14 protein-coding genes are annotated in these 14990 nt (G+C 30.9%); 2 read left to right on the top strand and 12 right to left on the bottom strand.

The genetic code is table 11. The features are described 5' to 3' along the window. Positions 1-3 precede the first annotated feature (3 nt). Positions 4-666: a porin family protein gene (locus LOS86_RS01400; protein WP_231842883.1), complete on the top strand. Its 663-nt coding sequence runs from the start codon at positions 4-6 to the stop codon at positions 664-666. Here the strand turns inward: LOS86_RS01400 and LOS86_RS01405 are convergent. From LOS86_RS01405 to LOS86_RS01440, 8 genes are all read right to left on the bottom strand, one after another. Continuing rightward, positions 661-1272, bottom strand: a complete 612-nt coding sequence (locus LOS86_RS01405; protein ID WP_231842884.1) for a hypothetical protein — start codon at positions 1270-1272, stop codon at positions 661-663. The two genes, LOS86_RS01400 and LOS86_RS01405, sit on opposite strands and share 6 nt — an antisense overlap. A gap of 5 nt (positions 1273-1277) precedes the next feature. Then, entirely contained in the window at positions 1278-2741 is a 1464-nt protein-coding gene (gene rpoN, locus LOS86_RS01410; RefSeq protein WP_231842885.1) for an RNA polymerase factor sigma-54, read from the bottom strand. A gap of 71 nt (positions 2742-2812) precedes the next feature. Next, positions 2813-4261: an asparagine--tRNA ligase gene (gene asnS, locus LOS86_RS01415; protein ID WP_231842886.1), complete on the bottom strand. Its 1449-nt coding sequence runs from the start codon at positions 4259-4261 to the stop codon at positions 2813-2815. A gap of 27 nt (positions 4262-4288) precedes the next feature. Then, entirely contained in the window at positions 4289-6700 is a 2412-nt protein-coding gene (locus LOS86_RS01420; RefSeq protein ID WP_231842887.1) for an efflux RND transporter permease subunit, read from the bottom strand. A gap of 75 nt (positions 6701-6775) precedes the next feature. After that, on the bottom strand, positions 6776-9259 hold the full coding sequence (locus LOS86_RS01425) for a DUF5686 family protein (protein WP_231842888.1): 2484 nt from the start codon (positions 9257-9259) through the stop codon (positions 6776-6778). Positions 9260-9392: 133 nt separating this feature from the next. Then, entirely contained in the window at positions 9393-9956 is a 564-nt protein-coding gene (gene frr / locus LOS86_RS01430; protein ID WP_231842889.1) for a ribosome recycling factor, read from the bottom strand. Positions 9957-10000: 44 nt separating this feature from the next. After that, positions 10001-10708, bottom strand: coding sequence for a UMP kinase (gene pyrH / locus LOS86_RS01435; protein WP_231842890.1), 708 nt, complete (start codon positions 10706-10708; stop codon positions 10001-10003). Positions 10709-10773: 65 nt separating this feature from the next. Continuing rightward, positions 10774-11562 carry a patatin-like phospholipase family protein gene (locus LOS86_RS01440; RefSeq protein ID WP_231842891.1) on the bottom strand — a complete coding sequence of 263 codons (789 nt, stop codon included), beginning with the start codon at positions 11560-11562 and terminating at the stop codon, positions 10774-10776. A gap of 55 nt (positions 11563-11617) precedes the next feature. On the opposite strand from LOS86_RS01440, the gene LOS86_RS01445 reads away from it, so the two are divergent. Further along, positions 11618-12223 carry a thioredoxin family protein gene (locus LOS86_RS01445; RefSeq protein WP_231842892.1) on the top strand — a complete coding sequence of 202 codons (606 nt, stop codon included), beginning with the start codon at positions 11618-11620 and terminating at the stop codon, positions 12221-12223. Positions 12224-12332: 109 nt separating this feature from the next. Here LOS86_RS01445 and LOS86_RS01450 read toward each other — a convergent pair whose 3' ends face one another. The 4 genes from LOS86_RS01450 to LOS86_RS01465 are packed head-to-tail and all read right to left on the bottom strand — an operon-like array spanning position 12333 to position 14988. After that, on the bottom strand, positions 12333-12950 hold the full coding sequence (locus tag LOS86_RS01450) for a YiiX/YebB-like N1pC/P60 family cysteine hydrolase (RefSeq protein ID WP_231842893.1): 618 nt from the start codon (positions 12948-12950) through the stop codon (positions 12333-12335). Position 12951: 1 nt separating this feature from the next. Continuing rightward, positions 12952-13515, bottom strand: a complete 564-nt coding sequence (locus LOS86_RS01455) for a hypothetical protein (protein ID WP_231842894.1) — start codon at positions 13513-13515, stop codon at positions 12952-12954. Continuing rightward, positions 13502-14203: a tRNA pseudouridine(55) synthase TruB gene (gene truB / locus LOS86_RS01460; RefSeq protein ID WP_231842895.1), complete on the bottom strand. Its 702-nt coding sequence runs from the start codon at positions 14201-14203 to the stop codon at positions 13502-13504. Before truB ends, LOS86_RS01455 begins: the two co-directional genes overlap by 14 nt. Further along, entirely contained in the window at positions 14203-14988 is a 786-nt protein-coding gene (locus tag LOS86_RS01465; RefSeq protein ID WP_231842896.1) for an undecaprenyl-diphosphate phosphatase, read from the bottom strand. Before LOS86_RS01465 ends, truB begins: the two co-directional genes overlap by 1 nt. Positions 14989-14990: the final 2 nt, after the last annotated feature.

Raw genomic sequence — 14990 nt, forward strand, 5'->3', positions numbered from 1 at the left:
ACAATGCGTTTATCGGTTTCTCTATTTTTACTCTTTTTATCAGTATGTGGATTTGCACAAACTGAAAATAAAACCGTAGTGGTTGATTCTTTATTTAGAGAAGATCAATTTTATATTTCTATATCGTATAATTTTCTTCAAAAGACTCCCGATAATTTTAGTCAATATTCATTTTCTACAGGATTGTCTGCTGGTTTTTTAAGAGATTTTCCTATTTCAAAAAACAGACAATGGGCAATTGCACCAGGTATTGGCTATTCCTTTAATGATTTAAAACAAAACATTTACTTATCAGCTATTTCTGATGATCCTAATTTTCAATTGGTAAGTAGTAGAATTGTACTTCATTATATTGATTTACCCTTAGAAATTCGTTGGCGAAATGCAACACCTCAAAGTCATAAATTTTGGAGGATTTACGCTGGTTTTATGGCAAGTTATCTTCTAGATGGATCATTTCAATATGATGGTGATTTAGGTTCTGGAAAAGAAAATATAAAAGATGTTTTAAATACGTTTCAATATGCAACGTATTTGACTTTTGGATTTAATACTTGGAATGCTTATATTCATTATGGTTTAAATCCATTTTTTGATAAAAATAAAACAGGTACTGAAAATGAAATGACCACTTTAAAGGTTGGTTTGATGTTTTATATTTTATAACCAATATTGGTATAAAAACACTTGTGGTGCTGTTCCGATGATAATTCCTGCAATTAATTCGGTATACGTGTGTGCTTTCATATATAATCTAGAGGAAGCAACTAACCCCATACAAACAATACAAAAAGCAATAAGATTTACAAAGGACAATTGGTAATAGATACTTAAACCAAAAATAAAACACGTTAGGGCACTAATGCCTATCATGTGTAAGCTGGCTTTAAATTTTAAAATTACACTTGCTAATACAATAACACTGCTTAAAAATCCGCCAAGGAAAAAGAAATACAATTCGGCTACAGCATCTCTAGAAATGCTGAATTTAATTAATAAGAACAACAAAAGTGCCTGAACTGTAATAGGCATTTTTCTTTCGCTTATGCTTGCTTCGGTAAAAGAAGTTACAATTCCTAACGATCGAAATAAAAAATACATCGATAACGGAAGTAATAAAGTAAGAATTGTAACCTGAATTAAGGTAACAATAATTTGAGAATTATAAAAAAAGGAATTCGTAATTAAAAAGTAAAATAACGTACCATATAATGATACAAATATGGGATGAAAAATATAAGAGAAAACGGGTAGTACTTTTTTTAAATCCATATTTATTAGATTTTTTTTCTTAAACGTGCTACCGGTATATCTAATTGTTCTCTATATTTTGCAATAGTTCTTCGGGCAATAGGATACCCTTTTTCTTTTAATATTTCTGCTAACTGATCATCTGGAAGTGGTTTTCTTTTATCTTCTTCAGAAATTACTTGTTGCAAAATATTTTTAATTTCAATAGTCGAAACTTCTTCTCCTTGATCGTTTGTCATGGCTTCACTAAAGAATTCTTTAATCAATTTCGTACCGTAAGGTGTGTCAACATATTTGCTGTTGGCAACACGAGAAACCGTTGAAATGTCTAATCCTACCATATCAGCAATATCTTTTAGAATCATCGGACGAAGTTTTGTTTCTTCTCCTTCTAAAAAGTATTCTTTTTGATAATGCATAATGGCATTCATCGTTACATATAAGGTTTCCTGACGCTGTTTAATGGCTTCAATAAACCATTTTGCCGAATCTAATTTTTGTTTGATGAATTGTACCGCATCTTTTTGTGAACTCGATTTTTCAGAAGTATCTTTATAACTCTGCAGCATTTCTTGATAGTCTTTAGAAACGTGTAGTTCAGGAGCATTTCTTCCGTTTAACGAAAGTTCTAATTCACCATCAATAATTCGAATGGTAAAATCGGGTACAATATGTTCAATTGTTTTTTGATTACCATCAAAACTACCTCCTGGTTTTGGATTTAGTTTTTCAATTTCGTCTATTGCTTTGCGTAATTGTTGCTGAGAAACATCAAATTTTTGCAACAATTTATCATAATGTTTTTTGGTAAAAGCATCAAATTGTTGTTCAATTACATTAATAGCTAATGCAATCGAATCTGAAGGTGTTTTGTGTTTTAATTGCAACAATAAACATTCTTGTAAATCGCGCGCACCAACACCTGCTGGCTCTAATTCTTGAACCAAATGTAGTATACGTTCTACGGCAGGTTCATTTGTATATATACCTTGAGTAAAAGCTAAATCATCTACAATATCTTGAATACTTCTTCTGATGTAGCCCATATCATCAATACTTCCTACTAAAAATTCAGCAATATCGCGTTCTTCATCGGTTAAAATAAAAGTGTTTAACTGATTAATTAAATCTTGATGAAAACTTATAGGAGCTGCAAATGGCAACGTTTTGTCATCATCGTCATCGCTGTAATTGTTGGTTTGGTATTTGTAATCTGGCGTTTCGTCATTGCTTAAATATTCGTCAATGTTGATATCGCCTGTGTCGATGTGTTCACTATCGTAATCGTCGTAATCATCAGTATCACTTCCAAAATCATCCAAATCGTAATTATCTTCCTTGCTACTTTCTTCCAAAGCAGGATTCTCAACTAATTCTTCTTGAAGACGTTGTTCAAAAGCTTGCGTAGGCAATTGAATTAACTTCATCAACTGAATTTGTTGAGGCGATAATTTTTGAGATAATTTGAATTGTAAACTGTGCTTTAACATAATGGTTTATTGTTTGTGGTTTATTGTTTTTAGTTATTAACCAACAACTATTAACAATGAACTATAAACTCTTAAAATTCTGCGTTTTGAGGTGTTCTTGGGAACGGAATTACGTCTCTAATATTACTCATTCCGGTTACAAACAATACTAATCTTTCAAAACCTAATCCGAATCCTGAGTGAACCGCTGTTCCAAATCTTCTTGTGTCTAAATACCACCAAAGTTCTTCTTCATCGATTCCTAAGGCTTTCATTTTTTCAACTAATACATCATAACGCTCTTCTCTTTGCGAACCTCCAACGATTTCTCCAATTCCAGGAAATAAGATATCCATTGCTCTTACGGTTTCTTTTCCTGGTTCTGTGTTATCATTTAAACGCATGTAAAACGCTTTAATTTTTGCTGGATAATCAAATAAAATTACCGGACATTTAAAGTGTTTTTCTACTAAGAAACGTTCGTGCTCACTTTGTAAATCAGCACCCCATTCGTTTATGATGTATTGGAATTTTTTCTTTTTATTTGGTGTTGAATCTTTTAAAATATCAATAGCCTCAGTATACGAAACACGTTTGAAATTGTTATCAAGAACAAAGCTTAATTTTTCTAACAATGCCATTTCGCTTCGTTCCGCTTGTGGTTTAGATTTTTCTTCTTCTAATAATCTGTTTTCTAAGAATTTTAAATCATCCGCACATTTATCTACCGTGTATTTAATTACGTATTTGATGAAATCTTCAGCTAAATCCATATTGTCAGCCAAATCATTAAACGCTACTTCTGGTTCAATCATCCAAAACTCCGCTAAGTGACGTGAAGTGTTTGAATTTTCGGCACGGAATGTAGGTCCAAATGTATATACTTTTCCTAATGCCATAGCATACGTTTCTGCTTCTAATTGACCCGAAACGGTTAAGTTGGTTTGTTTTCCAAAGAAATCTTCTTTGTAATTGATACTGCCGTCTTCATTTCTTGGTGCAGATCCATCAATTGGTAATGAAGTAACTTGGAACATTTCTCCAGCACCTTCTGCATCAGAACCTGTGATGATAGGGGTATTTACGTAGAAAAATCCTTTTTCTTGAAAATATTGATGTACAGCAAAAGCTAACGTTGAACGCACACGCATGATAGCACCAAAAGCATTGGTTCTTACACGTAAATGGGCGTTTTCACGTAAAAATTCTAATGAGTGTTTTTTAGGTTGCATTGGGAATTTTTCTGCATCACTATCTCCTAAAATTTCTAACTTCGTAACTTGAATTTCTACTTTTTGTCCAGCACCACGACTTTCTGCTAAAGTTCCTGTTACACAAACAGCAGCACCAGTTGTAATTCTTTTTAAGGTTTCATCAGGAGTGTTTTCAAAATCAACTACACACTGAATATTATGAATGGTTGAACCGTCGTTCAACGCAATAAATTGATTGTTTCTAAATGTTCTAACCCAACCTTTTGCTGTTACTTCATGTAATGTATTCGTGCTGTTTAAAAGGTCTATAACTTTTGAGTGTTTCATTTGATGTTAATTTAAAGTACAAATATACTATTTCTCGTTTGAATTTTCTTCTTCAATATCTTCTGCTAAAATATCTAGTGTTGGTTCTAAGAATTCTTCTTGATTAGCAATAGTTTTATCTAAAGATAATAATAATGCAGGAAGTAATATTAAATTAGATAACATAGCAAAAAGTAAGGTTGTAGCTACTAAACCACCTAATGCGACAGTTCCGCCAAAATCAGAAAGCGTAAATACAGAGAACCCAAAAAACAATACAACAGAGGTGTAAAACATACTTATACCCGCTTCTTTTAAAGTGGCATAAACAGAGCGTTTTATTTTCCAATCGTACGCTTTTAATTCTTGTCGATATTTGGCTAAAAAGTGAATGGTATCATCTACCGAAATTCCGAATGCAATACTAAATACCAATATAGTTGAGGGTTTAATTGGAATTCCTAAAAATCCCATTAATCCAGCTGTCATAATCAATGGCAAAATATTAGGTAATAAAGAAACAATTATCATTTTTACAGAACGGAACATGTATGCCATTAATAATGAAATTAGAACAATAGCAAAAAGCAATGATTGAACTAAATTATCAATTAAATAATGGGTTCCTTTTTCAAATACATACGCTTTACCTGTTAGCGAAACCGTATAACGTTCATTTGGAAAAATATGATTGATTTTATCTTGTAAACGTTCTTCTATTTTCTTCATTTTATCGGTTCCTATGTCACGCATGAATGTTGTAATTCGGGCATATTGACCTGTACTATCAACATAGCTTTTTAGCATGTTTTCATTCCCCTTTTGAGTGGAATTTTTAATGTAGGATAAAATAAATGCTTCTTCTTGTTTTGTAGGTAATTCGTAAAATTCTGGATTTCCGTTATAATAAGCTTGTTTAGCGTATTTTACTAAATTAACGAGAGAAACGGGTTTTGATAATTCAGGAATTTCTTCAATGGTTTCTTGAAGTTCTTCGATTCGTTTTAACGTTACTGATTTTAAAGCTCCTTTTGGTTTTTTTGTGTCAATGACAATTTCTAGAGGCATTACACCATCAAATTCTTTTTCGTAAAATAAAATATCTTTGAAGAAAGGTGCTTTTTTAGGCATATCTTCAATAATACTTCCCGAAATTTTAATTTGGTAAATCCCAATAATTCCCATTACTAAAATTACAATTGCTACTGAAAAAACAGCAATTCTATGGTGTCTTATTGTGTTTTCAATCCAATGAATAAATTTAGCCATATAATTTTTACCCAAATGCGCTAAGTGTTTTTCTTTTGGCATTGGCATATAACTATAAACAATAGGAATAATAATCAAACACAGAATAAATAGGAAAACAATATTAAGCGATGCAACAACTCCAAACTCTTTTAATAATTTACTATCGGTAAAAATAAAAGTTCCAAAACCTGCTGCTGTAGTTAAGTTCGTTAATAGAGTTGCATTTCCTACTTTTGAAATTACTCGTTGTAAAGATTTAGCTTTATTTCCGTGGTTTTTAATTTCTTGTTGGTATTTGTTAATCAAGAAAATACAATTAGGGATTCCGATTACAATAATTAATGGTGGAATAATGGCTGTTAAAACGGTGATTTCATAATGTAGCAAACCAAGTGTTCCAAATGACCACATTACCCCAATAATTACAACAAACATGGAAATCATAGTGGCTCTAAAACTTCTAAAGAAAAAGAAAAATAATAACGAAGTAATTCCAAGTGCTGCCCCAACAAACAATCCAATTTCACTAATAATACTATTTGCGTTTAGAGTTCTTATATAAGGCATTCCTGAAACACGAAGATCTAATCCTGTTTCTTCTTCAAAGGCTGAAATTCTTTCTTGATTTAGATGTTTTTCAATGAATTTTTTTCTGGCGGGAGTGTTTACAATTTTTTTATCCATGTAAATTGCAAAACGTACAGCGCCACTTTCCTTGTTAAACAGCATACCTTCATAAAAAGGTAAATCATTGAAAAATTCTTTTTCCTTTTCTTTTAAATAATTGTTTGATATGCTATCGTTATTGATAAAAGGAACTAATTTAAATTTTTGATTAAGAGTGTCTTTATGTAAAATTTTTAAATCTTCTATAGACAATGAAAGTTCAACTGATTTGTCTTTTTTAATTTCACCAATAAATTTTTCCCAAGCTTTGATGTTTTTTTCATTAAAAAAATCCTTGTCGTTAAATCCTAAAACAATTAGATTTCCTTCTTCACCAAATTTTTCTAAAAAGGAATTGTATTGTAGGTTTACCTCATGATCATCAGGTAATAAATTAGCTTCAGTAAAGGTAAAACGCATGTTTTTCCACTGAAATCCCATAAAAATTGTAAATAGTAATACAAGAACTAATAAAAAAACGCGGTTTCTTAAAATTCTACTAGCAATATAATCCCAAAAACTGGTACTTAACCACTTTAACATCTCTCAAAAATTAGGGTGCAAAGGTAAGGATAATTGCTTGAAATATTGGTGTTGAGCGTAATTTTTAAGTTAAATTTAGAATCCTAAATCTAAATAATAAGATACTTTGATGGCAATGTTGTCATCAAAATTTGATAATTGATTGGGTCCATATCTATAAAAAGCAACCAAACCAAAACCTTTAAATATTTTATTACATTCCACTCCGCTTTCAAAGAAACCATCTTGAAGCGTTTTGTATGCAATTCCTAAATGTTGGTTATTTTTATTATTTGTTCCAACTGCCATACGGGTTACAATTGTGAATTCAGGGTTTATTTTGTAGCCTAAGCGAATTTTATTAAATGTATGTTTTAATTGTAATGAAGCATATTTATCAGAGAAAAATTCATTGAAATACATCGTTTCAAAACTATTTTTTCCTGCAAAAGTAATGCGTTGAAGAATAGCATCTCTATTTAAATTATTAGGAACAATACTGTATAAATGGGTTATTGGAACATCTCCTAAAGCAATACCTGTTTGTAATAATATCGAACTTTTTTGACCAGATAAATATGGAATTTCGTAAAACGTTTTAAAATCTATTTTCGTAAAAGTAAACTCGTTATCTAAAAAATTTGGTAAAGCTTGTGTAACTTGAAGAGAAAATTTTGGATGGCGTTTTTCATATTCAATTTTACCAATAGGAGTTTGCATATAATTACTAAAAGGATTCCATTGAAATGCTAATTGAGCAGTTGTAATGGTATAATTTGTATAGGCTTGATCATCGTTGATAAACGTATAATCAAACAAGGGTTGGATCTGATTGTGTGAAAAGCCTAAATAGCTAATTGTTTTAGGTAATATTTTGCTTTCAACAGCTATGGAACTCAATTTATTGTTATAGAAAGTTGAAATATTGATAGGTCTAGGGTCGTATATTCTAAATCTTCTAACATCAGTTACAAAATTAGTTTGAGCAATTTCATAAATATCTTCTGAATAAGAAGCGCTAACCCAAGTTTCAGAATTTTTATCGGCTAAATAGGAAGGTGTAATGCCAAATTTAAACTCTTCATCTTTTAATCCATAGGCGCCATAAATAGCAATTTTGTATGATTCTGATAATTTAGAGTTGGTAATTGTACCTAAACCAAGGCGAAATCCTTCAAAATTATTATATTTTACAATGCTTCTTAAATCAATATCAAAGAATGAAACCGGAAAATAACCATTAAATATTTTTCTTCCTAAAAAGACTTTGTGTTCAATATTTTCTGAGATTGACAAGCTGTCAATTGAAGTGTATGTGCGAAGTTTTCTTTTGTCGAGTGAATCTTTAACAAAACTATTCCAATATTCATTTTCTTTATTCAAGCTGTTTTCTGGAACTTCTATTTTTACTCTAGGTTTAGAAATAGTTACATTTTTATTGATTTCAATATCAAAAGGTGTAGACTCGATGATTACATAGGCTTGATCGGTTGCATTTTTGCTTTCTAATTCTTCTAAATCAGAGCTAAATTTTATGGTTCCACCTAATATTTTTATGGTTTCATGATTGTTTCCTTTTGAAACGCGAAATATTCGATTTTTTGGAAACCAAACATCAAATTCTTTTTTGTAATCAAATGTATAGGTGGCATTAATATTTACAACTCCATAAATTCTAAAATAGGCTTTTGATATTGCAAAATTAATGGCATCGATGTAAAGAAGTCCTCTTAATCTGTTGGTATTAAGTTTTTTAGGCTCAAAGTAAATTCGATAAGCGCTTCTTCCGTCAATTTGAACGGTATCTATTAATTTGTAGTTATAAAGTCTTCTACCAAAGTTAGAAATAGGATTTTGTACCGGAATTTCCAAAATTTCAAACGGATTTTCATAAACTGAATAAGAGATAAGTTTTAAACCTAAATATTCATAAATAGGCTTTTCAAAACCAGCCATTCGGGTAGCTAAAATGGTTTCTTTACTTTGATATTGATTGTGCTGAATTAGATTTACTTTTTCAGTTTGATACAAATGTTGTTTTTCCGAAAACTTTTTAAATTTATAATTCGTAGAATCTAATTTTATTAAAGGTTTTCTCAGTAATCGTTTTTTGTATATTGTATCAATTTTTGATGAAATACTATCAGGATTAGCTGTTATTTGAACATATTCATAGTTTTTATATTGAAAACTTGATAAGCCTTTTTCGGGATCATTTGATTTTCGATTTTCAATAACTTTTTTGATGATATTATTTACCTCATTATCGGTGAAGATTTCAGCTTTTCTTTCGTTTAAATTATTGATTAGTTTGATGGTAATATGAGTAACTTTAGCTTCTGGATAGATAATTTTTTCATAATACCCTTTAAAATTTACTTTTATAGGAAGTTTATAATCTTTTACTTCGATAGAGAATTTTCCTTCCCAATCGGCGTTAAATTTTGAGTTGTTATATGAAATAGAAGCAAAAGCAATGGGAACTTTTGAATCAAAGTCGATAATTTGTCCTTTGATTTTAGTTTGTGCAACTAAACTATTGGTAATTATAAAGCTCAAAAAAAGCCAAAAATATTTCATTGAAGAGGTAGATTTTGTACAAATATATTGTTTTTTAGTTCAATATTTTCATAAAATAAAAAACTCCCAATTTACATTGAGAGTTTTGATTTGATTTATTTTTAATGTTTCTTAAAGATGCTATTTAGTAAAATTAAACTTTCATAATTTCAGCTTCTTTAACAGCTAAAAGTTCATCAATTTTTTTAATAAAAGTGTCAGTTAATTTTTGAACATCTTCTTCTGCTTTTTTACAAATATCTTCAGCAGTTCCGTCTTTTTCTTCTTTTTTGATATCGGTATTAGCATCTTTTCTGTGATTTCTAATACCAATTTTTGCTTCCTCAGCTTCGTGTTTCGCTTGTTTTACTAAATCACGTCTTCTTTCTTCTGTTAAAGCAGGGATATTAATGATGATGTTTTCACCATTGTTCATTGGGTTTAACCCTAAATTAGCAATCATAATTGCTTTTTCTATTGGGCCCAACATGTTTTTTTCCCAAGGCGTTACTGTTAATGTTCTGGCATCTGGAGCATTAATGTTAGCTACTTGCGAAATAGGTGTTTGCGAACCATAATAATCTACAAAAACACCACCTAACATTTGAGGTGAAGCTTTTCCAGCTCTAATATTTAAGAATTCTTTTTCTAAATGGGCAATTGAACCACTCATGGCTTCTTTTGCACTGTCTAAAATAAAGTTAATCTCTTCTGTCATATCTTTAAATTTTTACTTCGTACTTCTAATTTTGTACTTTGTATTTATATTGTTACAGTTGTTCCGATAGTTTCACCTTCGCAAACTTTTAACAAGTTACCGTCTTTATTCATGTCAAACACTATAATAGGTAATTTGTTTTCCTGACTCAAGGTAAAAGCAGTTGTGTCCATTACATTTAATCCTTTTGCTAATACTTCTTCAAAAGAAATATAATCAAATTTTATTGCATCAGGATTTTTCTCTGGATCAGCGTTATAAACACCATCTACACGCGTTCCTTTTAAAATTACATCAGCACCTACTTCAATTCCTCTTAAAACTGCTGCTGTATCTGTTGTAAAGTATGGATTTCCAGTTCCTGCTCCAAAAATAACAATTCTTCCTTTTTCTAAATGGCGTGTTGCTCTTCTTTTGATATAAGGTTCTGCGATAGCTTCAATTTTTAAAGCGGTTTGTAAACGCGTTTGCATTCCCGCTTCTTCTAAAGCACCTTGTAATGCCATACCGTTAATAACTGTGGCTAACATTCCCATATAATCGCCTTGCACTCTATCCATTCCATTGCTAGCTCCAGCAACACCTCTAAAAATATTTCCTCCGCCTATAACAATAGCAATTTCTATACCTTTATCGTGAATTTCTTTGATTTCTTGAGCATATTCTGCTAAGCGTTTCGGGTCAATTCCATATTGTCTCTCGCCCATTAAGGCTTCGCCACTTAATTTTAGAAGAATTCTTTTATACTTCATTGTGTTGTATTATTTTGGTGCAAATATAGTTAAATCGATTTTTTCTAAAAAAAATGTTAGAACAATTATAAATTTAATTTCTGAAATGATTTTTTTGCTTCGTTGTAACCTATTTCAAAAATAGTGTCCATTTTTGATTTACTTGTTTCAAATGTGCTAAAATTTGCTAATTCTTTAGGCTCTATAACCCAATCACAATTGTTGAATTTCTGATAATTATAATTAGCATATAACAAATCAAAGGCTCTACTCGTAACAGATTTAATTGATTTTAAATCTTTGGATTCGATATTTTGAATAGGACTAACATAAACTCCAATCAAATAATCGCATCTTCCTTGTAAAATATCAGTTGGGAAGTGATTCAAAATACCACCATCACTATATAGTTCCTTGTTAATTTCATAAGGTGATAACATTCCCGGAAAAGAGGAAGAAGCTAAAATGGCATCAATAAGTTTAGTTTCTGGATTAAAAATTTTAAGTTTTCCTTTAACTAAATCTGTTGCCGTAATATAAGCTGGGATTCTTAATTCTTCAATTGTAATTGCGCCTAAAATTTCAGAAAAATAACTTTTGAAGGATTCTGAATCAATTAATCCTGCTTTTTTGAAGGTAAAATGTTTCCAATGAAAAAAGTAAATCGACTTGAAGAATTCTAAAATTTCTGCTGGAGATTTTCCAAAAGCAAATAATCCACCAACGATTGCGCCTGCACTTGTTCCTGCAATACAAGAAGGTTGGATGCCTTGCTCTGTTAAAAATTGCAAAGCGCCAGCATGAGCAATGCCTTTAGAACCACCACCTGATAATACTATCCCGATAGATTTTGAATTTTTATTCATATGTAACATTTCTTACATTTTATTGTCAAAATTAGAATTAAATTTGTCATAAAAAGTTAAGGAGATGATAAATACAATTAAACAAGCTATAGAAAATAGTTTTTCTTACGCTGATTACAGAAAAAAAGTAACAGGTTTAATCGCTGAAGGGAAGTCTACTGGACATACACAAACAGCAGATTTATTGAAATATTCTGAATTAAACGAAACGAGAATGAATCGTTTAGATAAAACAATTCAACTATCTGATGAAGTAATCAAAAAATTAAAAAATTTTGATACTAACTATATATGGTTGGTTTTAAGCGAAGGTTGGTGTGGAGATGCGGCTCAAATTGTACCTGTGATACATAAAATGGCAGAAGTTTCAGATAAAATTGAATTAAAAATTGCTTTGCGTGATGATAACGATGCTTTAATGCAACATTTTTTAACTAATGGCGGTAAGGCTATTCCAAAATTAATTGTTTTAGATGCTACTACTTTAGAAGTTGTTGCCGATTGGGGACCAAGACCAGCTGGAGCAAAACAGTTGATATTAGATTACAAAGCAACTCATGGTATTGTTGATGAAACTGCTAAAATTGAATTGCAAAAATGGTATTTACACGATAAAGGAATTTCGATTCAGAACGAAATTGTGGAAATGCATGAACAAGTTTTGAGTTAAAAAATGGAACGCGGGTGACGCGGATGTTTTTACAACGCAGATTTAAACAGATTTTATAAAACGTTGTGAAACTTTGTGTTTAACTTTGAGAGACTTTCTGAAACAAAAATCATTCAATTGTACCAATAATATTCAACTTATCAGAAATGGAAATTCCACCAGGGTTGCAACCTAGTTGACCTTCTGGGATTTCCATTTTTAATTTCTCGTAATAGTCTGCCCAAACTTCAAAAAACTCATTTGATTTTGGCGATTTAAAAGTCATCGGATATAAATTAAATAATGGTTTTTTATAAGCAAATAAAAAGGCATCATAAATTAACTCTGAGCAGTAATATTTCCCATTATCATATAGATATTCATCGTCATAAGGAACACCAACTTGTTGCAAAGAAAATGTAATAGCTTCTGGGATATATTTTCGGTATTTTCTTTTTAATCTTCCTACATACATTTCATTGTTTGTGTAGGTTTTGAAGGTTTCGAATGGCGTTACTTTTACTGCTTTTCCTGCGGCTTCAATTACGAAAATAGAATCGTTATTAATATACACCATTCCTAAATGACTAAAATCTTTCCCTTGATAACCTTCGGTAACTTCGTTAATGGCGTCGCAAAGTGGTCCGCAATTCATCGACTGAAATAATAAATCGCCGGTTTTTAGTTTTATGTTTTGGGAGAAACTAAAAAGAGAAGTTATAAGAAATAAAATTATTGATTTTTTCATTTTAAAAAGATACTAAAGCAATTCCAAGACTAATACTTCCTTGATTATTTTCGTTTAAACGAATACCATATGAAACAACTTCAAGGAAAATTTGAAGTTCGGAAGCTTCTAAATTTAATTTCACTCTTTTAAAAGTTCCAGATAAGTCGCCTCTTCCAATTGCGAAAGTGTGTCCTAGTCCAAGATCAATTCCAAATCGGGTTTCTTCTCCTACTTTTGGCATAATTCGTAGGTTGGAAAAAACTGGAGCAACTACTAATTTTTCAGAAAGTTTCATTCCAATACCTGAGTTTGCAGTAATTCCTAGCCATTGGTTAAAATGAATACCATACCCAAAATTACTGTTTACACCATCTGGTACAAACCAACTATCATTAGTACTTCCATTTGGAAATACTTCACCACGATTTTTATTTCCTTGTAAAGGAACTGAAATTTCAAATTGCGTAAAAGTTATTTTTTTCTTTGTTGGAATATCGTCTGAATCATTTACTGTAATTTCAACTTGGGCGAATGATATATTGCAAAGAAAAAAAAGAGATAGTAAAATTTTATTGAATTTCATTTTTTATTTCTTTTTCAAAATCCTCAGGTGAAATCGCATTTTCAACCGAATAATCTCCAATTTTTGTTCTTCGAAGCGCCGTCAAATGTCCGCCTGATTGTAATGCTAAACCAAAGTCGTAAGCTAACGAACGAATGTAAGTTCCTTTACTGCATTTGACTCTAAAATCGATTTCTGGTAATTGAATTCTTGTGATTTCAAATTCGTAAATAGTAGTTTTTCTAGATTGAATTTCAACTTCTTCACCAGCACGAGCATGTTCGTACAAACGTTTTCCATCTTTTTTAATGGCAGAAAAAACAGGTGGTTTTTGGTCAATTTCACCTAAAAACTGTTTTGTAGTTTCCAAAATTAGTTCTTCGGTAATATGTTCTGTTGGAAAAGTAGCGTCAATTTCGGTTTCTAAATCGTAAGATGGAGTAGTGGCTCCTACCAAAATAGTTCCTGTGTATTCTTTTTCTTGTGCCTGAATTTCAGTGATTTTTTTGGTGAACTTTCCTGTACAAATTATCAATAATCCCGATGCTAAAGGGTCTAAAGTTCCAGCGTGACCAATTTTAAACTTCTTTGGTAAATCGTATTTGCGTTTTAAAATGTATTTTAATTTATTCACCGCTTGAAAAGACGACCAAGTTAAAGGTTTGTCAATCAAGAGTATTTTTCCAGATAAAAAATCTTCAGCATTCATTAAATTATCGTCAATTTTTGGATGAAAAAATGAATAAAAAGAATGGCTGCTCCAGCAATTATTCGGTAATAGCCAAAGATTTTAAACCCGTGTTTTTGCAAGAATCCAATAAACGATTTAATTGCAATCATGGCTACAATAAAACCTACTACATTTCCAATTATTAGTAAATTTATTTGATCATTTGTTAATTCAAAACCAGCTTTATGATAATCGTATGATTTTTTCAAAGTTGCTCCTAACATAGTGGGTATCGCTAAGAAAAATGAAAACTCAGCAGCAGTTGTTCTTGAAAGCTTTTGTGTCATACCGCCCACAATGCTAGCACCACTTCTTGAAACTCCAGGAATCATGGCTAAACATTGAAATAAACCAATTTTTAATGCGGTTAAATATGAAATGTCAGTTTCATTTGAATTACCAAACCAATCGTCTACTTTTAATAATAAAAATCCACCAATAATTAATGAAATAGCTACGGTAATAGGATTTTCTAGAAGATCATCTATGAAGTCACTTAACAATAGTCCAAAAATAACCGCTGGAATAAAGGCAACAAACAATTTGAAATAAAAGTCTAATGTCTGAAAAAAACGTTTAAAGTATAAGACAACAACTGAAAGAATAGTTCCTAGTTGAATTACAATTGTAAAAAGTTTAGTAAAATCGTCTTGTGCAATTCCAAAAAAAGAAGAAGCAATTATCATGTGTCCTGTTGAAGACACAGGAAGAAACTCAGTTATCCCTTCTATGATGGCAAGAATTATAGCTTGTAAAATATCCATAA

This window comes from Flavobacterium cyclinae (assembly GCF_021172145.1).
Lineage (GTDB): Bacteria > Bacteroidota > Bacteroidia > Flavobacteriales > Flavobacteriaceae > Flavobacterium > Flavobacterium cyclinae.